This is a genomic window from Dechloromonas denitrificans, from assembly GCF_001551835.1.
GTDB classification, from domain to species: Bacteria; Pseudomonadota; Gammaproteobacteria; order Burkholderiales; family Rhodocyclaceae; genus Azonexus; species Azonexus denitrificans.
Window position 1 is genome coordinate 155,786 of the sequence record NZ_LODL01000035.1, and the last position, 22,814, is coordinate 178,599.

The 22,814-nt window shown below is 63.8% G+C and carries 22 protein-coding genes; 7 read left to right on the top strand and 15 right to left on the bottom strand.

The window, feature by feature from the left end; genetic code table 11:
• Nucleotides 1-14 precede the first annotated feature (14 nt).
• The 10 genes from AT959_RS15500 to AT959_RS15545 are packed head-to-tail and all read right to left on the bottom strand — an operon-like array spanning nt 15 to nt 8,531.
• Nucleotides 15-872, bottom strand: a complete 858-nt coding sequence (locus AT959_RS15500; RefSeq protein WP_066884886.1) for a tetratricopeptide repeat protein — start codon at nt 870-872, stop codon at nt 15-17.
• A 19-nt stretch (nt 873-891) separates the two neighbouring features.
• Nucleotides 892-1,566 carry a hypothetical protein gene (locus AT959_RS15505; RefSeq protein ID WP_066884889.1) on the bottom strand — a complete coding sequence of 225 codons (675 nt, stop codon included), beginning with the start codon at nt 1,564-1,566 and terminating at the stop codon, nt 892-894.
• The gene (locus AT959_RS15510; RefSeq protein WP_066884893.1) at nt 1,563-2,645 is read right to left on the bottom strand and encodes a beta-ketoacyl synthase N-terminal-like domain-containing protein; all 1,083 of its coding nucleotides are present in this window, start codon (nt 2,643-2,645) and stop codon (nt 1,563-1,565) included. The genes AT959_RS15505 and AT959_RS15510 overlap by 4 nt, the downstream gene beginning before the upstream one ends.
• Nucleotides 2,642-2,911: an acyl carrier protein gene (locus AT959_RS15515; RefSeq protein WP_066884894.1), complete on the bottom strand. Its 270-nt coding sequence runs from the start codon at nt 2,909-2,911 to the stop codon at nt 2,642-2,644. Before AT959_RS15515 ends, AT959_RS15510 begins: the two co-directional genes overlap by 4 nt.
• On the bottom strand, nt 2,908-4,140 hold the full coding sequence (locus AT959_RS15520; protein WP_066884897.1) for an ABC transporter permease: 1,233 nt from the start codon (nt 4,138-4,140) through the stop codon (nt 2,908-2,910). The genes AT959_RS15515 and AT959_RS15520 overlap by 4 nt, the downstream gene beginning before the upstream one ends.
• Before the next feature lie 2 nt (nt 4,141-4,142).
• Nucleotides 4,143-5,054: an ABC transporter ATP-binding protein gene (locus AT959_RS15525; protein ID WP_066884901.1), complete on the bottom strand. Its 912-nt coding sequence runs from the start codon at nt 5,052-5,054 to the stop codon at nt 4,143-4,145.
• Nucleotides 5,054-6,049, bottom strand: coding sequence for a BtrH-related acyltransferase DarH (gene darH / locus AT959_RS15530; RefSeq protein WP_240481861.1), 996 nt, complete (start codon nt 6,047-6,049; stop codon nt 5,054-5,056). The genes AT959_RS15525 and darH overlap by 1 nt, the downstream gene beginning before the upstream one ends.
• Nucleotides 6,046-6,441: a DarG family dialkylresorcinol biosynthesis protein gene (locus tag AT959_RS15535; protein WP_083518454.1), complete on the bottom strand. Its 396-nt coding sequence runs from the start codon at nt 6,439-6,441 to the stop codon at nt 6,046-6,048. Before AT959_RS15535 ends, darH begins: the two co-directional genes overlap by 4 nt.
• Nucleotides 6,431-7,597: a beta-ketoacyl-ACP synthase III gene (locus AT959_RS15540; protein WP_066884904.1), complete on the bottom strand. Its 1,167-nt coding sequence runs from the start codon at nt 7,595-7,597 to the stop codon at nt 6,431-6,433. Before AT959_RS15540 ends, AT959_RS15535 begins: the two co-directional genes overlap by 11 nt.
• Entirely contained in the window at nt 7,587-8,531 is a 945-nt protein-coding gene (locus tag AT959_RS15545; protein ID WP_066884907.1) for a hypothetical protein, read from the bottom strand. Before AT959_RS15545 ends, AT959_RS15540 begins: the two co-directional genes overlap by 11 nt.
• A 158-nt stretch (nt 8,532-8,689) precedes the next feature.
• Here AT959_RS15545 and AT959_RS15550 point away from each other — a divergent pair, with 158 nt between their 5' ends.
• From AT959_RS15550 to AT959_RS15580, 7 genes are all read left to right on the top strand, one after another.
• The gene (locus AT959_RS15550; protein WP_066884910.1) at nt 8,690-10,330 is read left to right on the top strand and encodes a CTP synthase; all 1,641 of its coding nucleotides are present in this window, start codon (nt 8,690-8,692) and stop codon (nt 10,328-10,330) included.
• Entirely contained in the window at nt 10,327-11,163 is an 837-nt protein-coding gene (kdsA, locus tag AT959_RS15555) for a 3-deoxy-8-phosphooctulonate synthase (protein ID WP_066884912.1), read from the top strand. Before AT959_RS15550 ends, kdsA begins: the two co-directional genes overlap by 4 nt.
• Nucleotides 11,160-11,468 carry a DUF1330 domain-containing protein gene (locus AT959_RS15560; RefSeq protein WP_066884915.1) on the top strand — a complete coding sequence of 103 codons (309 nt, stop codon included), beginning with the start codon at nt 11,160-11,162 and terminating at the stop codon, nt 11,466-11,468. Before kdsA ends, AT959_RS15560 begins: the two co-directional genes overlap by 4 nt.
• A 36-nt stretch (nt 11,469-11,504) precedes the next feature.
• Entirely contained in the window at nt 11,505-12,788 is a 1,284-nt protein-coding gene (gene eno / locus AT959_RS15565) for a phosphopyruvate hydratase (RefSeq protein ID WP_066884918.1), read from the top strand.
• Between the two features lie 6 nt (nt 12,789-12,794).
• Entirely contained in the window at nt 12,795-13,079 is a 285-nt protein-coding gene (gene ftsB, locus AT959_RS15570) for a cell division protein FtsB (RefSeq protein ID WP_066884920.1), read from the top strand.
• 96 nt (nt 13,080-13,175) lie between these two features.
• On the top strand, nt 13,176-13,649 hold the full coding sequence (locus AT959_RS15575; protein ID WP_420806644.1) for a peroxiredoxin: 474 nt from the start codon (nt 13,176-13,178) through the stop codon (nt 13,647-13,649).
• A complete protein-coding gene (locus tag AT959_RS15580; RefSeq protein WP_205629943.1) occupies nt 13,646-14,146 on the top strand; it encodes an FKBP-type peptidyl-prolyl cis-trans isomerase in 501 nt (166 codons plus the stop codon). The genes AT959_RS15575 and AT959_RS15580 overlap by 4 nt, the downstream gene beginning before the upstream one ends.
• A 52-nt stretch (nt 14,147-14,198) precedes the next feature.
• On the opposite strand, the gene AT959_RS15585 is transcribed toward AT959_RS15580, so the two are convergent.
• The 5 genes from AT959_RS15585 to menD form a co-directional block, all read right to left on the bottom strand.
• Complete coding sequence (locus AT959_RS15585; RefSeq protein ID WP_066884923.1) at nt 14,199-15,332, bottom strand: ABC transporter substrate-binding protein; 1,134 nt, start codon at nt 15,330-15,332, stop codon at nt 14,199-14,201.
• Between the two features lie 17 nt (nt 15,333-15,349).
• On the bottom strand, nt 15,350-17,374 hold the full coding sequence (locus tag AT959_RS15590) for a methyl-accepting chemotaxis protein (protein ID WP_066884926.1): 2,025 nt from the start codon (nt 17,372-17,374) through the stop codon (nt 15,350-15,352).
• A gap of 116 nt (nt 17,375-17,490) precedes the next feature.
• Entirely contained in the window at nt 17,491-18,423 is a 933-nt protein-coding gene (locus AT959_RS15595; RefSeq protein WP_066884929.1) for a metallophosphoesterase family protein, read from the bottom strand.
• Nucleotides 18,420-21,005: a DNA mismatch repair protein MutS gene (mutS, locus tag AT959_RS15600; protein ID WP_066884932.1), complete on the bottom strand. Its 2,586-nt coding sequence runs from the start codon at nt 21,003-21,005 to the stop codon at nt 18,420-18,422. Before mutS ends, AT959_RS15595 begins: the two co-directional genes overlap by 4 nt.
• Nucleotides 21,002-22,633: a 2-succinyl-5-enolpyruvyl-6-hydroxy-3-cyclohexene-1-carboxylic-acid synthase gene (menD, locus tag AT959_RS15605; protein WP_066884935.1), complete on the bottom strand. Its 1,632-nt coding sequence runs from the start codon at nt 22,631-22,633 to the stop codon at nt 21,002-21,004. Before menD ends, mutS begins: the two co-directional genes overlap by 4 nt.
• Nucleotides 22,634-22,814: the final 181 nt, after the last annotated feature.

Here is a 22,814-nt window from a genome sequence, read left to right on the forward strand (position 1 = left end):
CTTCGGGAAGCGGGCTAGTTCAGCGCGGCCGACAGCTTGCGGCGGAACTCGCGGATCAGGTCGTCGTGCTGTTCGCTGCCGCCAAGGGCTTCGAACAATTGCAGCAGGGCCTTGCGGCCGGCGCCTTCCTCGAAGAAACGGTCGCGGACGGCGACTTCGAGCGCCGCTTCCATCGCTTCGCGGAAGCGGCTTTGCGCCGCGTAGGCGCGGGAAAGTTCGAGGCGGGCGCCATGATCGGCCGGATTGGCGGCGAGGCGGGCTTCGATCTCGGCGGTGTCGGCGGCACCGTCGGCCAGGGCCAGGCGGGCGCGCAGGGCGTTGGCGCGGTCCGGCTCGTTGGCGTAGTCGCCTGCCAGCAGTTGCTTGGCTTCGTCGTTGCGGCCGAGTTGCATCAGCACGTCGACAGCATCGAGCTGGATCGCCTGATCCTGCGGGTTGGCCTGGCTGGCTTCGACCAGCTTGGCCAATGCCTCTTCGAGCTTGCCTTCGGCGACCAGCGCCGCGGCTTCCTCGCGCAGATTGCCGCCGGGGCCGGCCGGCAGCGCGATGCGGTCGAGGAATTCGCGCAACTGGCCTTCGGGCAGCGCGCCGTTGAATTCATCGACCAACTGGCCCTGGAACAGCACCTTGACCGACGGAATGCTGCGTACGCCGAAGTGCTGCGAGAGTTCTGGGTTTTCGTCGGCGTTGACCATGGCGAGCAGGAAGCGACCCTTGTATTCCTCGGCCAGCTTTTCGAGTTGCGGCTTGAGCACCTTGCAGGGCTCGCACCACGGTGCCCAGAAGTCGACGACGATGGGCACGCTGTCGGCCTTGGTCAGTACTTTGGCTTCGAAATCTTCAATGGAAACGTCAAAGGAAAACTCGGACATGGATAGCGGCCTGTAAAAATTAAAGTCGGGCGAATTCTAACGCCAGCCGGGGGGCGGCGGGAGAATGCAGGGAGAGTGTGGGCGGGCTGGCCTGGTGCAGCCAGTCGGCTAGCCGAGCCGGAAAGTCCGGGCGGTCCGGCACGGCATCCGGTTGCGGCGAAGTGCCTATCTGGAGGCGGGCCGGTGCCTTTTCAAGGGGCGTCGCGCCGAGCAGCAGCCAGTGGCCATGCGCCGCCTCGGGCGTGCAGTCGAGATGGGCGCACAGCACCTGGGCGTAACGGCCTTCGGCCAGCCATAGCCCGGCCAGGCTGAGCAGTAGCGACCAGTTGGCCGTGCCCGCCTGCTCAAGCGGCGTCTGGGTGGCCGATTGCAAGCCGGGCAGGAAGGCCTGGAGCTGGGCGGCGGCGATCGCCGGCTGAGTGGCGAGGAAGTCGTAGGGCATCGGCTCGGCGGTGCCGTTGCAGACTTCGTCGAGCAGGGTCAGGGTTTCCTGGCGCAGGCCGCTGGTCGATTGCCAAAGCAGTGCGGTCGGCAGGTCGCGGCATTCGGCCGGCAGGCTGGCCAGGGCGCCGACCAGAGCCAGTTGGGTGAGGCCGCTGGCGCGGCGCAGCGGCTTGCCGATGGCGGCACGGACGGCGCCGGGCAGTTGCGCCGGGGCGAATTGCTGGCTGAGCGCGGCGTTGAGATAGATCATCGGCTGCGCTCGACGATCAGGCTGGCCAGGCCGCCGCCGAAGCCGATCAGGTTGAGCAGGGCGCGCTCGATATGGGCATTGCTGCGGTCGACCATCGGAAACAGCGCAATTTCAGGATCGACCCGGCTGAAGCCGGCCGTCGCCGGAATGTGCTCGGCATCGAGACAGGCGAGCAGGGCGACCAGTTCGGCGATGCCGCTGGCGCCGAGCGTGTGACCGATCGCCGATTTCAGCGAGAGCAGCGGCGGCATGCGCTGGGCAAAGACCCGGCGCAACGCATTGGCTTCGGCCAAGTCGGTGCCCGGCGAACCGGCCGCCTGCAGCTTGACCAGGTCGATGTCGGCGGCGGTGATTTTTGCCTCTTGCAGGCAGTCGACCGCAGCACTGGCGATCGGGCCGCCGGCCGGGTCGGGGCCGGTCGTCGAATAGCCGTCGAGGCCGGTGCGCAGGCCGGCGATTCGCCAGCGGGCGGGGGCGGCGCTGAGGCGGACGGCGGCCACCGCTTCGCCGAGGACCAGGCCGTCACGGCCGGCATCGAAGGGGCGGCAGGCGCTGCGCGAGAGCAGTTCCATCGCCGCGAAGCCGGCCAGCGTGCTGTGGTTGGCGAGTTCGACGCCGAGCACCACGGCTTCGTCGAGCAGGCCGCCGGCGATCAGGCTACGTGCGGCGTCGAGCGCCGAGAAGCCGGCGATGCAGGCATTGGAAAAACTGTAGCGCGGCCCGTTCAGACCCATCCAGTCGCCGAGTTGGTGGCTGAACGAGGCGCTGGCGGCGGGCAGCTCGAACGGCGCACCGCGTTGCTCGAAGTGGCCGATCTGGAACGAGGAGGAAGCGATGAACAGCGGCGTCTCGGCAGCCAGCGGCCCGAGCTGGGCGGCGGTGCAGCGGACCGCCTGTTCGGCGCGGGCCAGCCAGTCGGTTTCGGCGAGCGGCAGCGCGAAGTAGGGAAATTCACGTTCGCCGAGCCGGCGCCGGCCGGGGCTGCATGTACCGTCCCACAGCGCTGCGGCTACCGCTTCGGGCGAATCGCCGCCGGCGCAAAGCAGGCCGCGGCCGGCGATATGGACGGGGCGCCTCATCCGCGCCCGGCCCGCCAGGTTTCGAGATGCTCGGCCAGATTGCCGACGCTGGACAGGATGCGTCGCGTTTCCTTGCTGTCCGGCAGGCGCAGGCCGTATTTCTTCTTGATCGCCATCGACACCTGCAACGCGTCGAGCGAGTCGAGTTGCAAGGGTGCTTCCGGCCCGAAGAGCAGTTCGTCGTCGCCGATGCTGGCCGGGTCGCAGTCCTTGTCGCAGGCTTCGACGATCAGGGCCTTGAGTTCGAGGCGGAGGGCAGCATTCATGATTGGGCGGCGAGGGAGCGGTGGTTGAGCCAGACGGCGAGGGCCAGCGAGAGAATGGCGAAGGCGAGCAGCCGGCCGAGGCTGGGCATCAGGTCGACAAAGCTGCCGTGGCGCAGCATGACGATGTGGAAGCCTTCCAGCCCCCAGGCCATCGGCGACAGCGCCGCCAGTTTCTGCATGGCGGCCGGCATGATGAACTTGGGCACCATGATGCCGCCGATGGCGCCCATCAGGATATTGCCGACGCCGCCGACGACCGTGGCCTGTTCGGAGGTGCGGGCCAGGCTGGCGACGAGCAGCGCCCAGGCGACGGCGGCCAGGCTGACGGCGGCCGAGACGGCCCACCATTCGAGCAGCAGCGGCAGGCGTTCGGGCAGGGCGAGGGCTTCGCTGCCGAAGAGCGGGACGAGGAAGATGCCGACCAGCACCATCAGCACGGCCTGCAATTGATTGACGATGAAGAAGGGCAGCAGCTTGCCGGCCAGGATCAGCCGGAACGGCACGCCGATGGCGCGCAGCCGTTGCAGCGTACCCTGCTGGCGCTCGATGATGAAGATCGAGGAAACCGGGATGACGACGAAGAACATCGCGAAGATCAGCCAGGCCGGCACGTTCTGCTGGACCGACGACGGTAGGCGGGCATTGCGGTCGTTGCGCACCGCCTCGCTGCGGATTTCGTCCGGCCACTCCCTTTCGGCACTGGCGCCGGGGGCGACCGGCAGGCCGAACAGCTTGCCGGCCTTGCTGGTCAGTTCGTCGGCCCGCACCGCGCCGAGCGCCGCCATCACCTGATTGCGGAAGGCCAGTTGCAGGGCCGGGGTCAGGGCCGGATCGACCAACAGGGTTAGCGGCTCGGCCGGTTTGCCGTCGGTGCCGCCGGGGGTCAGCAGGCGGGCGCCGAATTCCTTGGGCAGGACCAGCACCAGGTTTTGCTCGCCGTCGAGCAGGCTGCGGCGGGCGCTATCGAGATCGGCCGCCTCGTCGCGCAGCCGGAAGGAGGCGCCTTTCTTCAGGCGCTTGATCAGGGCTTGCGACAGTGGGCTATGGTCGAGGTCGACCACCGAGTAGCTGACGTCGATGCTGACGCCAGGCGTGAAGGCGTCGCGCAGCGCCATCGTCATGACCAGGATGAAAATGGTCGGCATGATGAACAGCGCCAGCAAACCGTGCCGGTCGCGGAGCAGGGCGATCGACTCTTTCAGCCAGAGGGCGAGCAGACGGGGCGACATGCTCAATCCCGCAGCGAACGATGGGTCAGTTGCATGAAGACCTGTTCCAGGTTGTGCTGGCCGAGGTTGAGCTGGTGCGCGGTGCAGCCGGCGGCGGCCAGTTCGTCGAGCAGACCGGGCAGTGCTGCGGTCGACGGTAGCTGCAGGCAATATTTCAGGGCGCCGTCGTGGCGCGCCGCGTAGCGCTCACCCAGTTCGGCCGGCAACGGGCGGTCGAGGGTCAGTTCGAGCAGCGGTTCCGGACTGCGCAGCAGATCGGCCAGCGTACCGTCGACCAGCACCTGCCCCTGGTCGATGATGGCGATCTGCGGGCAGATCGCTTCGACCTCTTCCATGTAATGGCTGGTGTAGATCACCGAGGTGCCGGCGGCCGGCAGCGCGGCGATGGCGTCGAGCAGGAAGTGGCGCGATTGCGGATCGACGCCGACCGTCGGTTCGTCGAGCAGCAGCAGTTGCGGCCGGCCGAGCAGGCCGATGGCCAGATTCAGGCGCCGGCGCAGGCCACCGGAAAGCTGGTCGGCTCGCTTGCCGCCGACCTGTTCGAGACGGGCGAAGGCAATGGCCGCCGCGCTTTGCGTTTTCTGTTCGGCGCCGCTCAGGCCAAGCACGCCGCCGAAAAAGCGCAGGTTTTCGCTGACCGTCAGCATCGGGTAGAACGCATAGTCCTGCGGTACCAGCGCGATGGCGCGCGGGTTGGCGGCGCGGGCCGCGGCCAGCGGCTGGCCGTTGAGCGATATTTCGCCGTTGCCGGCGGTCAACAGCCCGGCGAGCAGCGAAATCAGCGTCGTCTTGCCGGCCCCGTTCGGGCCGAGCAGGCCATAGACGCCGCCAGCCGGAATGACGAGCGAGATCTCCCGCAGGGCCGGGGTGTCGGTGTTGCGGTAGCGATAGGAAACGCCATCGATGCGTAGCATCAGGCGGCGCGACGCAGGGCGTGGAAGAAGCCATGCTCGCGCTCGGCGATCAGGCGCAGCTTGTCGGCCAGTGCGGCAGGGGCCAGCGGGTCGCGGTCGCGAATTTGGCGGGCGGTGAGCAGGGCGAATTCGCGCCATTCGTCGCCGATGTCGATCAGGTTTTCGGCCAGCTCGTTGAGGGCCGGGCGAGCCAGCAGTTCAGCCGCCTCCTGCAGAAAGGAGGCGTAGATGAAGCGGAAACCGCCGCCACCGGTGCCGATTTCTTCCTGCATGCGGACGACCTGGCCGATGAACAGTTTGGTCCGCGCCGCATCGCTTTTCGCGTCCAGCCGCTCGATGGCCTTGGCCAGTCGGCGGATGCCGCGGACGCCGATGATCGGCAGCGGCGCATCGAGCATGATGCGCGTCGTCTTCTTGATGGCGGCCGGCAAGACTTTTTGCCAGTCCGGTGTTTGCGGCTGGCCGACCGGATAGTAGAGCAGGCCTTTCGGGGCCAGTATGCCCTTGGCGAAACGGGCCCGCTGCAGGTCGGCCGGGGCGCAGCTGACGGGGGTTTCGGCGACCGGGTCGGACAGCAGGTAGTCGCCGGAGGCGCGGTCGCGGCCGAAGGCCAGCACGTTGTGGGCGTTGAAGTGAAAGCGCAGGTCGGCCGGCAGGTAGGGCAGCCAGAAAACCGACGTCTGCAGGCCGACGACCTGGCCGGCATCGAGCAGTTCGTTCAGGCGGGCGACGCCGGCCGCCGGCTGGCGGAAGGTTTCAAAGCGCATTTTCAGGCCGAGCGGCTTTTGCAGGCCCTTGATGATGAATTTCGGCGGCATCCGGTAGCCGACCAGCGGCAGGCCGTTGATCTTGACGATGGGCAGGTAGGCGAAGGAGAGGGCTGAGGCGAGGCCGAAGGTCATCGGCTCCGATAGCGGCAGGCCGTGGTGGCGCAGCATCGACGCCATGACGCCGCTTTCGCAATGCGAAGCCTGGCTGTGCTGGAAGGCCATCATTCGGCCTTTTGCAACTGGTCGACCGTCAGGCCCATCGCCTCGGCGTAGCGGCCGAGCAGGGCTGGCGACAGGCGGGCGAAGACGGCCGGCCGGAAGTGGCGGCGAATGCGCCACTGCCAGATGCCGCTCGCCTGTGAGAGCAGCGGTATATCCATCCGGACCCGGTGCATGTGGTATTCGAGCGCCGAAGTCTGGCCGGCTTCAACGCGCCGGCGCGCATCCTCGGTCAGGCGCAGCAGGTCGTCCACCGCCTGGCGGGTGACGATTTCCTCAACTTCCCAGCCGGCCGATTGGACGAGGTGCATTTTGCCGTCGCCGCCGCGGGCATAGACCGCCTTCTTGTGGCCGGCCAGCGTGCTGTTGCCTTCCTGCGGAACTTCGCTATCCAGCATGGTCGACCGCCGTCAGGTGCATCAGCGAGCCGGTGAAGCGGCCGCTCTCCGGAATGAAGCAGAGCAGGCGCTGGCCAGCCTGCAAGCGGCCGTTTTTCAGCAGTTCGTCGAGCATGATGTAGATTGAGGCCGAGCCGGTATTGCCCTTGTCGTGCAGGTTGGTGAACCACTTCTCCTGAGGGAAATGGAAGTTGGCGGCGGCCATGCAGTCGGCCATCGGCTGCCGGAAGTATTCGGACGACATGTGTGGCAGGAACCAGTCGATTGCGTCGGACTGCAGATCGCGCGTCGCCATCGCCTTGGCCAGCGACTTGCCGATGGTCTGGTAGGCGACGGCCTCGTTGAGCAGACGGACATCCTGCTTGACCGCGAAGATCGAGCGGCTGTTCCGTTCTTCCGGCGAATATTGCTGCCAGCCCTTGAGCGTCCCATCGGCCAGCTTTTCGGCGCCGGCGTACATGCAGGCTTCCATCGAGTCGGCCTGCGACAGGATGTCGATCCAGTCGATACGCAGCGACAGGTGGTCGGGATGCGGGCGGCCCTGCAGCAGCATGGCGCCGGCGCCATCGGACAGCATCCAGCGCAGGAAATCCTTTTCGAAGGCGATTTCCGGATTGGCTTCCAGTTCGCTGATCCGATGGGCCGACTCCGCCTCGAAATTGCGCGCATGCAGGCTGAGCGAGGCCAGTTCGGAACCGGTGGCGACGGCATTCTTCGCCTGGCCGCAGAGTACCGCCATCCAGGCATATTTCAGCGCAGTGATGCCGGCCACGCAGATGCCGGCGGTGGACGCTACTTCGCAGGCCGGAATGCCCAGTTCGCCATGGACCATGACGCCATGATTGGGCATCAGCTGGTCGGGGCAGGAGGTGCCGGTCACCAGGCAGTCGATGTCGGCCGGCGAGAAGCGCTCGCTGGCCAGCTGGCGCACGGCTTCCGCGGTCAGCTGCGCATTGGTGTGCGTGGCGGCGCCGCTGGCCGGATCGATCGCGTAGTGCCGCGTCCGGATACCGTTGCTGCGCAGCACGATGCGCCGTGCCCGTGACGGTTTGCCGCCGATCATGCCGAGCACGCTTTCGATATCTTCGTTGGCGACCGGCGCGTTGGGCAAAAAGGTGGAAGTGCCGGTGATGTAAACCTTGCCGCTACTGTGCATATTTTTCTAGGTTGTATTCCTGCGAGCCGGAAGGTTGTTCGAGTTCGGTCTTCAGCCGTTCAAGCCGGGGCTTGAGCAGGGGGGAAAGTAACCATTGTAACAACAGGCTTATGGGAACGACCGTCAATACCAGCGTAATCAGATAGAGGGCAAAGACGAGCAATATCGGCCGCCGGCGCCATTGGCCGCGTTTTCCGAAGACGCGGATCAGTTTCGACCAGACGCGGAAGGCGCGCTGGCCGGCCCGTTCGCTGAGCGCCAGACGTGCATTGACGGTGACGGCGCGCAGTCCGGCCAGCATCGCGGCGCCCGATTTTTCCTCGTCGCGATCCAGCGCATCGGCCAGGGCGCGCCCGAAACGGCTGGCTTGACGGATTTCTTCCGCCGCCACGCCGGCGGCGGGCAGTCCAAGGAAACGGTCTCGGCGGCCGGTCAGCACCCAGCGTGGCGTCGTGATGAAGGTGGCGAGTGGGTGGCCCTGGTCGGTAAAGGCCAGGTGGTCGCGCAATTGGCCGCCGGCTTCGCCGATCAGGCGCTGCATCGTTTGTTGCGCCGACAGCCACATGTTGCGGCAGGCGACCAGCGTGACGACCGGCTTACCGTGGATCAGTTGCCGGCCGGCCGGGCTGTGCAGAAAGGCGGTCATCGGCAGCGCCGGCGACAGGTACCAAACCTGGTAAGTCAGGATGACCAGGTCAAACGGCGTATCAGGTGCGATGCTCAGCGGTTTGAGTGGCGGGGCATCGAGTTGCACGCATTCCGGGAAAGCGTCGACAAAGTCGATAATCGGCCACGGCCACGGGTACGCCGTCTCGGGAACCAGCGTCTCCAGATGCACCCGGTGCCCCGCTGAGCGCAAGGGTTCAATGAGCTGTGCGGTGATTTGTGCAAGCTGGCCGGTTTGCGAGTAATTGACGACGAGAACGTTTTTCAAGGGGCTGGCAGGTCGCTGAATAAGAACGAATTCTAACAAATGCCCGGCTTGCTACGGTGCACCGTCCGCCGGCCGGAAAAACACCTGTTTGCGTCGACGGGCTTGGGGGTTTTGCCCCTTTTCGGCTATCATTTTGCTTTCCCGCAGCCTGTCTTTCCATGACCAAATTCGTTTTCGTTACAGGCGGTGTCGTGTCCTCATTGGGCAAAGGCATCGCCGCCGCATCGCTCGGGGCCATTCTGGAATCCCGCGGCCTCAAGGTTACCCACCTCAAGCTTGACCCCTACATCAACGTCGACCCCGGCACGATGAGCCCGTTTCAACACGGCGAAGTATTCGTGACCGAAGACGGTGCCGAGACCGACCTCGATCTCGGGCATTACGAGCGCTTCACCAGCGCAAAGATGGCCAAGCGCAACAATTTCACGACAGGCCAGATTTACGACTCGGTGCTCAAGAAAGAGCGGCGTGGCGAGTATCTCGGCAAGACCGTGCAGGTCATTCCGCACATCACCGACGAGATCAAGGATCGCATCAAGGCCGGGGCTGAAGGTGCCGACGTGGCGATTGTCGAAGTCGGCGGCACGGTCGGTGACATCGAATCCCTGCCTTTTCTCGAAGCCATCCGCCAGATGGGTATTCAGGAAGGTCGCAACAACGTCTGCTTCATGCACCTGACGCTGCTGCCCTACATCCCGACCGCCGGCGAGCTGAAGACCAAGCCGACCCAGCACTCGGTCAAGGAATTGCGCGAAATCGGTATCCAGCCGGACATCCTGCTCTGTCGTGCCGACCGTTCGATTCCGGTCGAGGAACGCCGCAAGATCGCGCTGTTCTGCAACGTCATGCCGGAAGCCGTCATCGAGTGTCTCGATGCCGACTCGATCTACAAGATCCCGGGCATGTTGCACGAGCAGATGCTCGACGAGATCGTCTGCCACAAGCTGAATATCCTGGCCAAGGCGGCCGACCTGACCGTCTGGGAAAACCTGATCGTCGCGCTCGAACATCCGCAGAGCGAAGTGACGGTGGCTTTCGTCGGCAAGTATGTCGATCTGACCGAGTCCTACAAGTCGCTGATCGAAGCGATCAAGCACGCCGGCATCCATACCCGCAGCCAGGTCAATATCGTCTATCTCGATTCGGAAGATATCGAAAAGGAAGGTTGCGGCGTCCTGAAGGGCGTCGATGCCATTCTGGTGCCCGGCGGCTTCGGTCGACGCGGTACGGAAGGCAAGATTGCCGCCATTCGCTATGCCCGCGAGAACAAGGTGCCTTATCTCGGCATCTGTCTCGGTATGCAACTGGCTGTCGTCGAGTTTGCCCGTGACGTGGCCGGCATGGCCGGTGCGCACTCCACCGAGTTCGTTCAGGACACGCCGTATCCGGTGATCGGCCTGATCACCGAATGGCTGGACGCCTCCGGCAAGGTCGAAAAGCGCAGCGAGGATTCCGACATCGGCGGCACCATGCGTCTTGGTGCCCAGGTCTGCAAGCTGGGCGAGGGCACGCTGGCCCGCCAGATCTATGGCGCCCCCGAGATCACCGAGCGTCATCGTCACCGTTACGAAGTGAACAACACGTTGCTCGCCCAACTGGAAGAAAAGGGCCTGGTCGTGGCCGGCCGCGCCCCGGGTACCGACCTCTGCGAAATGGTCGAACTGCCGACCGACGTCCATCCCTGGTTCGTTGCCTGTCAGTTCCACCCGGAATTCACCTCCAACCCGCGTCAGGGTCACCCGCTGTTTACGTCCTACGTGAAGGCGGCGCTGGCCAACCAACAGGCCAAAGGTAAATGAAACTCTGCGGTTTCGAGGCTGGTCTTGACCAGCCTTTTTTCCTGATTGCCGGCCCGTGTACGGCTGAATCCGAGCAACTGTGTCTGGATGTCGCCGGCACCATGAAGGAAATCTGCGCCCGGCTCGGCATCAACTACATTTTCAAGGCCTCCTACGACAAGGCCAACCGCAGTTCCGGTACCTCGGTGCGCGGCCTGGGGCTGGACGAGGGCTTGCGCATCTTCTCGGAAGTGCAGCGCCAGATCGGCGTGCCGGTGCTGACCGATGTTCATGACATCGATCAGATCAAGCCGGTGGCGGCGGTGGTCGATGTGCTGCAGACGCCGGCCTTCCTCTGTCGGCAGACCGATTTCATCCACGCTGTCGCCTCCTGCGGCAAGCCGGTGAATATCAAGAAGGGGCAGTTCCTCGCCCCCGGCGACATGAAGAACGTCGTCGCCAAGGCCCGCGAAGTGAATGACGGCGCCGACAACATCATGGTCTGCGAGCGCGGCGCCTCCTTCGGTTACAACAACCTGGTCTCCGACATGCGCAGCCTGGCGATCATGCGCGAAACCGGTTGTCCGGTTGTCTTTGACGCGACGCACAGTGTGCAGTTGCCGGGCGGCCAGGGTACCGTTTCCGGCGGCCAGCGCGAATTCGTCCCGGTGCTGGCCCGCGCCGCCGTGGCAGTCGGTATTTCCGGCCTATTCATGGAAACCCACCCCTGTCCGGAAAAAGCCTGGTCGGATGGTCCGAACAGCTGGCCACTGGCCCGTATGGAAAGCCTGCTGGCAACGCTGCTGGCGCTCGACAAGGCGGTCAAGTCGGCTGGTTTCGAGGAACTGAAGTGAGCCAGAAAGGCTACATCGTTGCCGAAGTGAAGGTGCATGATGCCGAGGCTTTCGATCGTTACCGGGCCTTGTCGACGGCGGCTGTCGAGCAGTACGGCGGCCGTTTCATCGTCCGTGGTGGTGCCGCCGAAATCCTCGAAGGACCATGGAGCGCACCGCAGCGCCTGATCGTCGTCGAATTCGACACGGTCGAGCAGTCCAAACGTTTTTATTATTCCGACGAATACCAGAAGGCGCGCAAAGTGCGCGAAAATGCCGGCGAAATGAATATGCTGGTGGCAACTGGTGTTGATAGTTTAGTTTAAGTGGTTATTTCAATTTATTGATAACAAGGAAGAAATATGAGTTCCATCGTTGATGTTGTTGCACGAGAGATTCTGGATTCCCGTGGCAATCCCACCGTTGAAGCTGATGTGCTGCTGGAATCCGGTGTCATGGGTCGTGCGGCCGTGCCGTCCGGTGCCTCCACCGGTTCCCGTGAAGCGATCGAGCTGCGCGATGGCGATGCCTCCCGTTACCTCGGCAAGGGTGTGATGCAGGCCGTCGAGAACGTCAATACCGAAATCTCCGAAGCCATCATCGGTCTCGATGCACAGGAACAGGCCTTCATCGATCAGACGATGATCGACCTCGACGGTACCGACAATAAGTCGCGTCTCGGCGCCAACGCCATCCTCGCTGTTTCGATGGCCGTCGCCAAAGCCGCTGCCGAAGAATCCGGCCTGCCGCTCTACCGCTACTTCGGCGGCATGGGCCCGATGCAGATGCCGGTGCCGATGATGAACATCATCAACGGTGGCGAGCACGCCAACAACAGCCTGGACATCCAGGAATTCATGGTGATGCCGGTCGGCGCCGCCAACTTCCGCGAAGCCTTGCGTTGCGGCGCTGAAATCTTCCACGCGCTGAAGAAGCTGCTCGACAAGAAGGGGCACTCGACCGCCGTCGGCGACGAAGGCGGCTTTGCCCCGAATCTGGGCAGCCATGCCGAAGCCCTGCAGATCATCATGCAGGCGATCGAAACTGCTGGTTACGTGCCGGGCCAGGACGTGCTGCTGGCCCTGGACTGTGCCGCTTCCGAGTTCTACAAGGATGGCAAGTACCACCTGTCCGGCGAAGGTCTGCAACTGACCTCGGCTCAGTTCGTCGATTACCTGGCCAACCTGGCTGACCAGTTCCCGATCGTCTCGATCGAAGACGGCATGTCCGAAGCCGACTGGGAAGGCTGGAAGCTGCTCACCGACCGCCTGGGCAAGTCGGTGCAGATCGTTGGCGACGATGTCTTCGTGACCAATACCAAGATTTTCAAGGAAGGTATCAAGAAGGGCATCGGTAATTCGATCCTGATCAAGATCAACCAGATCGGTACCTTGTCCGAAACCTTCGCCGCCGTCGAAATGGCCAAGCGTGCCGGCTACACTGCGGTGATCTCGCATCGTTCCGGTGAAACCGAAGACAGCACCATCGCCGACATCGCCGTCGGCCTCAATGCCGGTCAGATCAAGACCGGTTCGCTGTCCCGCTCCGACCGTATCGCCAAGTACAACCAGCTGATCCGTATCGAGGAAGATCTCGGCGATACCGCCTCTTACCCGGGTCGCGAAACCTTCTACAACCTGCGCTAAGGTTTTATGCGCTGGCTGACGGTCGGCCTCCTTGCAGCCATCGGCCTGCTCCAGTACCCGCTGTGGGTGGGTAAGGGGGGCTGGCTGAAGGTATGGGAGTACGACCGTCAATTGCAGGCGCAGAAGGAAGTCACCAAAAAGCTGGAAATCAGGAACGCGGGCCTCGATGCCGAGGTTCGCGATCTGAAGCAGGGTTACGACGCGATCGAGGAGCGCGCCCGTTTCGAACTGGGCATGATCCGGCAGGATGAAAGCTTCGTACAGATCCCGGAAAAAGTTCCCGGAAAATAGCCGGGAAAAAGGCGTTCACCGCAGTAGTCACCAGCATTTGCCTCCGCTAGAATCGCTCTCAGCAGTCCCCCACGCAGAGCGCTCGAGGAGAACAACATGCTGCTCAAGGTTGGAGAAAGAGCTCCCGCATTTGCCTTGCCGGATGCCGATATGGAGACTGTCGATCTGGCGGCCTACCTGGGCAAAAAGCACATCGTCCTGTTCTTTTATCCGAAGGATGGCACCCCTTGCTGTACCAAGGAGGCGACCGATTTTTCCGATCATGAGGGCGACTTCGAACGGCAAGACTGCGTGCTGTTCGGTATCAGTCGCGACGACTGCCTGAAGCATGCTGAGTTTCGCGACAAGGAAGGCATTGGTCTCGAACTACTGTCGGATGCCGAAGGGACGGTTTGCAAGCAGTATGGTGTCTGGCAGGCGAAAGAGGTGGATGGTCACAAGAGATACGCTATTGTCCGCTCCACCTTCATCATCGATCGCACCGGCGTCATTCGCCATGCGCTCTACAACGTAAATTACAAAGGCCATGCACTGGAAGTGCTGCGCCTCGTCAAGGAATTGAATTCATGAACATGCAGGTTGCCAAGAATACCGTCATCACCCTCGATTACCACGTTACCGATCCGGATGGCGAGGTGGTGGACGAAGGCCGCGAGCCGCTCATTTACCTGCACGGCGGTTACGACGACATTTTCCCGAAAATCGAGGAAGCCCTGCAGGGCAAGGGCATCGGCGAATCGATCCAGGTCAAGCTGCAGCCGGACGAGGCGTTTGGCGACTACGATGCCGAGATGGTGCAGATCGAACCGCGCAAGGATTTCCCGAAGGAACTCCAGGTCGGCATGCAGTTCGAAGGCGGTGCCGAAGATGGTGATGAGGAAGATTTCATCATCTATCGCGTCACCGACATCGCCGACGACAAGGTGGTGCTCGACGGCAACCACCCGCTGGCAGGCATGGCCCTGGTTTTTACCTGCACGGTGACGGCGGTTCGCCCGGCCAGTGCCGAGGAAATCGAACACGGCCACGTCCACAATCCGGACGAAGACGGCGAAGCCTGCCACTAAGCGCTCAGGCTTTCAGTGCAATGGCGGCCCGCGAGGCCGCCATTTTTTTTGTCTAGCGCAGCAGCTTTCCCTCGCGGTTGAGGATGGTGATGTCGACGTAGTTCAGACCGCTCTGGCTTTTGCCCGAATAGTTGATGAACACACCGCCCATGTCACGGTTGTTCAGGGTCTTCAGCGCTTCCCGGAGTTGTTTGCCGGTCGGGTTTGGGCCGGCCTTGCGCAGGCCTTCGCCGATGATCTTGGCGCTCAGGTAGCCCTCGATCAGGGTGTGATTGAGGGCAGTCTCGGTATTGGGGAAACGTTTGTAGGCCGCCTGGATTTCCTTGATCAGCGGCGTGGAGACGGCATTGGGAGCGGGAACCACCTGAGTGATGCTCAGCCCCTTGGCGATTTCCGGGCCGATCTTGGCGGCGACCTGCGGGCCGTCGGTGGTCGAGATGGTTGCTAGTTGAGAGACGTTGCCTGCGGCCCGCATCTGCTTGACGAATTCGGCGCTTGCCGCCGTGTTCGAAATCATGATCACGGTTTGCGGATTTGCGGCGGCAATTGCCTTGACCGCTGCGGCGACTTCCGTCGTGTTCTTCTCGTAGCTGGCGCGGGCGATGATTTCTCCCTTGTAGTGGGCGACCAGTTTTTCGGCGCTGTTCAGGCCATCCTGGCCAAAGGCGTCGTTCTGATAGAACACCGCAAAACGCTTGTTGCCGGTGGACGCGAACTGCTCGACGATTTTTTCGATTTCGTTGGCGTAACTGGCGCGGGTCAGGAACAGCCAGGGATTGTTGCTGCCGACGATGCTGGAGGCACCCGTCCTGACCCCAACCAGCGGAATGCCTGTGTCGTCGAGCAGGCGTTCGCCGAGCAGGGCGCTGACGTTACCGGTGCCGACGATGCCGGTCAGCGCGACGGGCTGGGCTTCCTGAATCAGCTGGCGGGCGAGGCGAGCGGTTTGCTCGGTCTTGTATTCGTCATCCTTGCTGACCAGTTTGAGCTTGGCGCCGTTAATGCCGCCATTGGCGTTGGTAGCGTCGATATAGAGCTGGATACCGGCGCGCAGGCTGCTGCCGGTCGGGGCCAGCGGTCCGGAAAAGGGGGCGACCTGGCCAAGGATAATGTCGGCGGCGGCCTGGCACTCCGCCAGATTCAGCGTACTCAGGGCAAGCAGGGCAAAAAGCTGGCGGAGCGACATGGTGTTCCCCTTGGTGGTCAATCGGCGATCTTGAAATGGGCGATTTCGCTGCTCACGCTGCTGGCCAGATCTTCCAGATTGCTGGCCTCGGTGGCCGCTCGTGATACGGCGCTACTGTTGCCCGAAGCCATCTTGAGGATTTCGGCAACGTGGCCGGAGATCTGCCGGCTGGCTGAAATCTGGGCTTGTACCGCCTGCGAGATCAGTTTGACCCCGTCTGTTGTCGAATGCACCGAGGCGGTGGCGCTGGCCAGGATCTGCGACACGTTGCGGGCCTGCTCGGTACTTTCCTGCAAGGCGCTGGTGCCGCTCTGGATGGCTGATTCGACGCTGCCGATCCGGTTGCTGACGGCCTGGGTCAGGCGGTCGATTTCGTTGGCGGACTGTGCCGATTTCTCGGCCAGCTTGCGCACTTCGTCGGCCACCACGGCGAAGCCGCGACCGGCTTCACCGGCGCGTGCCGCTTCAATGGCGGCATTCAGCGCCAGCAGGTTGGTCTGATCGGCAATATCGCGCACCTGGGCAGTCATCTGGCAGATATCCAGAGTGACCTTGACGAACTCGTTCACCGTGGCTGCAATTTCGCTGACCGCCTGCTCGGCAACGCCGATGTCGCGCAGCATGACGGTCAGGCTGTTGTGGCCAAGTTCGGTTTGTTCGCGGCTCTGGCGGGCCACGGCATCGACGTCGGCAGCACTGGAGGCGACTTCCTGGATATTGCCGGAAATCGACGATACCGCTGTCGTGGCCTGTTCCGACAAGGCCTCCTGGGCGCTCGAACTGCTGGCGATCTGGCTTGTCGCCGAGGCCAGCGTATGGGCCGCGTCGCGCACATTGCCGGCGTTGTGTTGCAGGGTGCGGATGACCTGGCGGAACGAGCTGGCCATACGATTGAAGCTCTCGGCAATTTCCGAGAACTCGTCGCGCGAGTCGATGCGAATTTCGTGGCGCAGGTCGCCGTCGGCCAGTCGACGGCTGCCGCCGATGATGTCCCTGCTGCCGCGGGCCAGCGACAGGTAGAAGCCGATCGAGAAATAGGTGGCGATCAGCACGCCGAGGGCGGCGATCAGAATATTGCTGAAGCGTTTGATCTGGAGGCGGGATTCCCTTTTCTCCAGTGCCTCGCGCAAGGCATTTTCGACGACAGCGTACATTTCGCCCGCACTCTTCAGAGCCGCCTCGGTTTTAGCCAACACGTCGGTCGGCTGGACATCCATGTCGATTTTGAAAATGATTTCGTTACTGATGAATTTGCTCAGGGCTACGATGTCCTTTTCAAGATTGCCGCGTGTCAGTTCGATGGCGGCAGCGTTTTCGCCGCCGGCGGTGGCTCGGTGCAGGGTTTCGCTGGTACGCAGCAGTTGCAGGTCAAGGTCGCTGAGCAGTTTGTCGAGCCGTCCCTTATCGCTGGCATCAACCATTTGCACCTCGGCGACATGGCTGGCCTTCAGGCGGAGCTGGGTGATGATGGCGAGCAGTTGCGGCAGCTCTGAAACCAGGGTGTCGTTCAGGTAATAGGTGGCGACTTCGCCGTTCAGTGTCAGGCCGGCCCGGTCGGCGATGTTGCGTGCCTGGGAGTTCAGGTTCTGTTCCAGGCGTTCGGTGACCTTGCGAATTTCCGGGGTGGTGGCACTCGCTAATGTATCGCGGGCGCTGCTCCATTCCTTGGCGAGCTTGTCCCAGCTTTCCTGAAGCGCCCAGTCGTCCGGCGTGGTTTTGCGGCCGGCAACGATCAGTTCGTCTATCGCCTGCGCAGCCTTTTTGGCCTTTTCTTCCAGGCCGGGTAGTGACGAACCAGCGGATAGCAGCGTCATGGCTGTTACCTGGTCATGGAAAGCCTCCGTTATTTGCCGGATAGGAACGATGGCCCGGGCACCGACAATCCCATCGCGGGTGTTCGCCAACTGGCTGCCGACCGACCACAGGAACTGGAGCAGCAGGCCGGCGATCAGGGTACCCGCTGCGGCGCCGATGGCGACGAAGCGCGAGGCGAAACGCAGGCGGTTCATGAGCTGAACCGCCGGCTCGAACAAAACGATCATTTGGCTGTTTCCTTCTCTGCTGCTTTGTTTTTTTAGGAAACGGATTGTCTATAACTCACCCCGGTGCCGGGAATTGGGGAAAATACGTAGTGGTGAATCAATTTATCAATGCATAATCACGGGGCGGGTTGCGCCTCTGCGGGCGACCAGGGATGGCGGTCGAAGCGTATCCGGGTTGGCGAATCGCTGTCGATGCTGCCGCTGGTCCAGCCCATAGTCGGATAACCGAAGGTTTCCACCCGGACCAAATTGTTGACGACGCGGCCCATCTGGTCGCGCATCGGTTGATCAACCCGGCTGATGTGCGTGTCGCCATGGACGACCAGAACCTGCCCGGCAAAGGCCAGGGTTTCTTCGCGCAGGGTGTCGAGAAATTCGCGGTAGCCGCTGTGGGCAAAGCCCTGGGCGTGATGCTTGAAGCCCGGGTTGGCCTGGAAGAGCAGGGCGATGCCGGCCAGCTTTTCTTGCCGGGCCAGCGCAAAACTGTCTTTCAGCCAGGCCAGGACATAGGGATTGCGATTGCGGAATTCGCGACTCGCTTCGCCGGTCAGCCCGTAGTTGTTGTTGCCGCCGGGCAGGTTCAGCGTCACGAACAGCACGGGTCCGATCCGGAAACGGCTGTGTTCCGGGTAGGGGCCGGGTTGTCGTTCCAGGGCGAGCTTTTTTTGGCCGAGCGACTGCGGCTTGCTGAAGAACAGGCTGCGCAGTTTTTCCAGGCGCTCCAGCGGATCGTAGGCGCCGTTCGAGAGGCGCTCGCAGTCCGTCCATTCGTTATCGCCGGGAACGAAGATGAAAGGAACGCGGGCAGCCTCGAACAGCGCGCGGCGATCTTCGAAGACGGCATCGTCGCAACGATCCTTGCCATGCTTGAAGTCGCCGACATGGATGATGAAATCGACCTTGTCGTCGGCCATCGCCGCCAGCATTCGCGGCAGTTCACGTCGCTCGGTCTCGGAGTAGGGCACGTCACCGATCAGCCCGAAGCGCCAGCTGTCGGCGCTGGCCTGGCCGCCCCAGAGCAGCCACAGGGCTGCCAGCCAGGCTTTCACTTGAGCAGGCCTTTCAGGGCGTACAGCGCATCCAGCGCTTCGCGCGGCGTCAGGCTGTCCGGGTCAAGGGCGGCGAGCTGGTCGAGCGCCGGGTGCGGTTCCGCTTCGGCCGGCTCGGGGTCGCCCTGGGCGAAAAGATCCGGTTGCAGCGGGTCGACCGCAGCCCTTTGCTCGAATTCGCGCAACTGCTTGCGGGCGGCGCGGACCACGGCATTCGGGATGCCGGCCAGGGCGGCGACCTGAATCCCGTAACTCTGGTTGGCCGGGCCTTCCTCGACCGAATGCATGAAGACGATGCGGTCGTTGTGCTCGACGGCGTCGAGGTGCACATTGGCCAGTTCGCTGTACTCGTGCGAGAGGCGGGTCAGTTCGAAATAGTGGGTGGCGAACAGCGTCAGGCAGCGGTTCTTCTCGACCAGGTGACGCAGGATGGCGAAGGCCAGCGCCATGCCGTCGAAGGTCGAGGTGCCGCGGCCGATTTCGTCCATCAGGACCAGGCTGTTGGCGGTGGCGTGGTGCAGGATGGCGGCGGCTTCGGTCATTTCGACCATGAAGGTCGAGCGGCCGGAGGCGAGGTCGTCGGAGGCGCCAATGCGGGTGAAAATGCGGTCGAGCGGGCCGAGCACGACGCGGTCGGCCGGCACGTAGCAGCCGATGTGGGCAAGCAGTGCGATCAGTGCGGTCTGCCGCATGTAGGTCGATTTACCACCCATGTTGGGGCCGGTGATCAGCAGCAGGCGGCGGTTTTCGGCAAGCAGCACGTCGTTGGCGATGAAGGTCTCGGCGCTGTTGGCCATTTCGGCCTCGACCACCGGGTGGCGGCCGCCAGCTACGGTCAACCCGATTTCATCGGCAAATTCCGGCTTGCTCCAGTTGTGCTTCAGCGCCGTGTCGGCGAAGCCGGCCAGCAGGTCGAGCTGGGCGATGGCGCGGGCGATGGTCTGCAGGGTCGGGACGAGCGGTGCCAACTCATTCAGGATTGCTTCGTAAAGCAGCTTTTCGCGGGCCAGCGAACGTTCCTGGGCGGACAGGGCCTTGTCCTCGAAGGCCTTCAGTTCCGGCGTGATGTAGCGCTCGGCATTCTTCAGCGTCTGGCGCCGGCGGTAATCGTCCGGCACCTTGTCGGTATTGGCGTGGGTGACTTCGATGTAGAAGCCATGCACCTTGTTGAATTCGACCTTGAGGCTGCTGATGCCGGTGCGCTCGCGTTCGCGCACTTCCATATCGACCAGGAAGGCGCCGCAGTTGTCGTTCAGTGCGCGGAATTCATCGAGTTCGGCATCGTAGCCGGGGGCGATGATGCCGCCGTCGCGCACCTGGGCGCCGGGTTCGGCGGCAATGGCGCGGATCAGCAGCGCCAGCTCGCTGGCCGGGGTGTTGAGGTCGCCATGCAGGCTGTCGAGCAAGGGGGACGCGGTGCCGGCAAACGGCTGGCGCAGCCCTTCAAGGCGAGCCAGCGAATCGCGCAGGCTGGCCAGGTCGCGCGGACGGGCGTTGCGCAGTGCGATGCGGCCGGCGATGCGCTCGATATCGGCAATGCCTTTCAGTTCACGGCGGACTTCGCCGGCCAGCCGGCCGTAATCATCGAGCAGCGCCTCGACGGCACCGTGGCGGGCGGCCGGAATGGCGCGCTCGCGCCAGGGGTGGTGCAGCGTGTGGCGCAGCAGGCGCGAGCCCATACTGGTGACGCAGTTGTCGAGCAGCGAAAAGAGGGTCGGCGCCGGTTGGCCGCGCAGGGTTTCGGTTAGTTCGAGGTTGCGCCGGGTGGCGAGATCCAGACCGAGGTAGGCGCCTTCGACTTCGACGGTCAACGCCCGCAAATGCGGCAAATTGCCGGCCTGCGTCGTTTGCGCGTATTGCAGCAGGGCGCCGGCCGCGGCTACGGCCGGGCGCAGCCCCTCGGCACCGAAGCCGGCCAGCGAGGCGACCTTGAAATGCTCGCAGAGCAGGCGCTTGGCGGAGTCGTGTTCGAAATACCAGTCCGGCTGCCGGGTGCGCGCGGCATCGACCGCAAAGTCGGGCTGCCAGCTTTCCGGATAGAGGATTTCAGCCGGCCGGATGCGCTCCAGCGCGCTGGCGATCTGGTCGGCCGGCGTTTCGGTCAGCACGAATTCACCGCTGGCCAGGTTGAGGCGGGCCAGGCCGGCCGTGTTGCGCGTGGTGGTGACGGCGAGCAGCCAGGTGTCGCGCTTGTCGTCGAGCAGCGCGGCATCGGTTAGCGTGCCGGGGGTGACGATGCGGGCGACGGCCCGCTCGACCGGTCCCTTGCTGGTCGCCGGGTCGCCGACCTGCTCGCAGATGACGGCCGATTCGCCGAGCTTGACCAGTTTGGCGAGGTAGGGCTCGAGCGAGTGGAAGGGCACGCCGGCCATCTTGATCGGCACACCGGCCGACTGGCCGCGCGTCGTCAGCGTGATGTCGAGCAGGCGGGCAGCTTTTTCGGCGTCTTCGAAAAACAGCTCGTAGAAATCGCCCATCCGGTAAAAAAGAAGGATGTTCGGGGCATGGGCAGCTTTCAGTCCGAGATACTGCTTCATCATCGGCGAGTGCTGGTCTTTTGCGGGGGGGGGCGTTTTGCTCATTTTTCCAGGGTCACTTCAATCAAATGGGGGCCGCCGCTGGCGATGGCGGCTTGCACCAGGTCGGTCAGGGCGGGGCCGACCGCCGACTGGGCGTAGCTCAGCCCGAAGGCACGGGCGGCATGGTGAAAATCAATATTTTGCGGCGTCAGCCAGCCGCGCTCGAATTCCGGCAAGGCCGCTTGCGGCAGCATTTCGAAAATGCCGCCACCACCGTTGTTGACCGCAAGGATCACCGCATTGCGGCCGCGGGCCGCGGCCAGTCCGCCGATGTCGTGCTGGCAGGTGAGGTCGCCGAGCAGCGCGACAACGCGGCCGCGCTCGGCAGCAATGCCGAGGGCGCTGGAGATATTGCCGTCGATGCCGCTGGCGCCGCGATTGGCGAAAAATTCGAGTGGCTTGTCACTGCTGCCTGAGTGGCTGTCCAGCATCCGGACGGCCAGCGAATTGCCGACAAAAACCGGGCAACCGGCGGGCAGAGCGGCCATCAGGTGGGGAATCAAGCGGGCGTAGGCACTGCTCTGGCTTGCCTCGTGACCCTGGTCGGCGGCCAGCCAGCTGGCCAGCCAACCACAGGGTGCCGCACTGGGTGCGGCGGCGAGCAGCGCCTGGCAGACGGCGAGCGGACTGGCATGCAGCAGGTGGCTGAGGCGATGGGCGGGGTCACTCCAGCGCGGCCAGGGGTCAACCAGGGCCATTACGTCGTGGTGTTCGCCGAGCAGGCCTTGCAGACTGCGCGTCACCGGGAAGGCGCCGAAGCGAAGAATCCAGGCCGGCTTGCCCACAGCTGCCGCCTGCTGGCTCAGCCATTGGTTGTAATGGACGATGAGATGAGAGCGGTCGTGCCGGCCAAAGCGCAAATTGGACAGCGGCTCGGCCAGAATCGGGCAAGCCAGATGCTCGGCCAAGGAGGCGACTGCCTCGGCAAAACCGTGCTCCGGCGGCAGTTCACCGCAGACAATGAGGCCTGGGCGCCCGGCCATGGCCTTCGCCAGTTCGGCGATGGCTGCGGGGTCCGGTTGCGAGCAGGGTCGGGAGGTACGAACGGAGGTCGCAGCCGGGGTTGGCGGTGTTGCAGTGGCCGGGATCAACGGCTCGCGAAATGGCTGATTGATGTGCACCGGGCCAGGATGCGGCCAGCTTGCCTGTTCGACCGCGCGTGCCGCCAGGGTGCTCAGCGCCTTGCTATCGAAACCCTGTTTCGGCGTCCCCATGGCATGGCAGGCCCGGACCTGCTCGCCGAACAAACCGGGCTGGGCCATGGTCTGGTTGGCGCCGATGCCTTGCAGTTCCGGCGGGCGGTCCGCCGAGATCAGAATCAACGGCACACCGGCCAGATTGGCCTCGACAACCGCCGGCAGCCAGTTGGCGACCGCCGTTCCCGAGGTGGCGAGGACGATGGCCGGGCGCCGGCTGGCGCGGGCGGCGCCGAGCGCAAAGAAGGCGGCGCTGCGTTCATCGATAATGACCTCGCAGTCCAGTCCCGGCTGGCGGAGCATGGCCAGCGCCAGCGGCGTCGAACGGGAGCCGGGGGAAATCACGGCGCGCTCGACACCGGCCGCCACCAGACCGCCGATCAGCGCCTGCGACCAGCTGAAGTTGAGTGTTCCGGTATCGAGGGAGGTGGGCACGTCGCGTCAGCCGGTGAAATGTCGAAAAGGGCGGCTATTGTATTCGTTGCGCGAAAAGCGGGACAGCGCGAAGTCCTGTGCTACTATGCGCCCCGTTGTTCGGCCACGGCCGGGCAAGCCAACGCGGAGTGGTAGTTCAGTTGGTTAGAATACCGGCCTGTCACGCCGGGGGTCGCGGGTT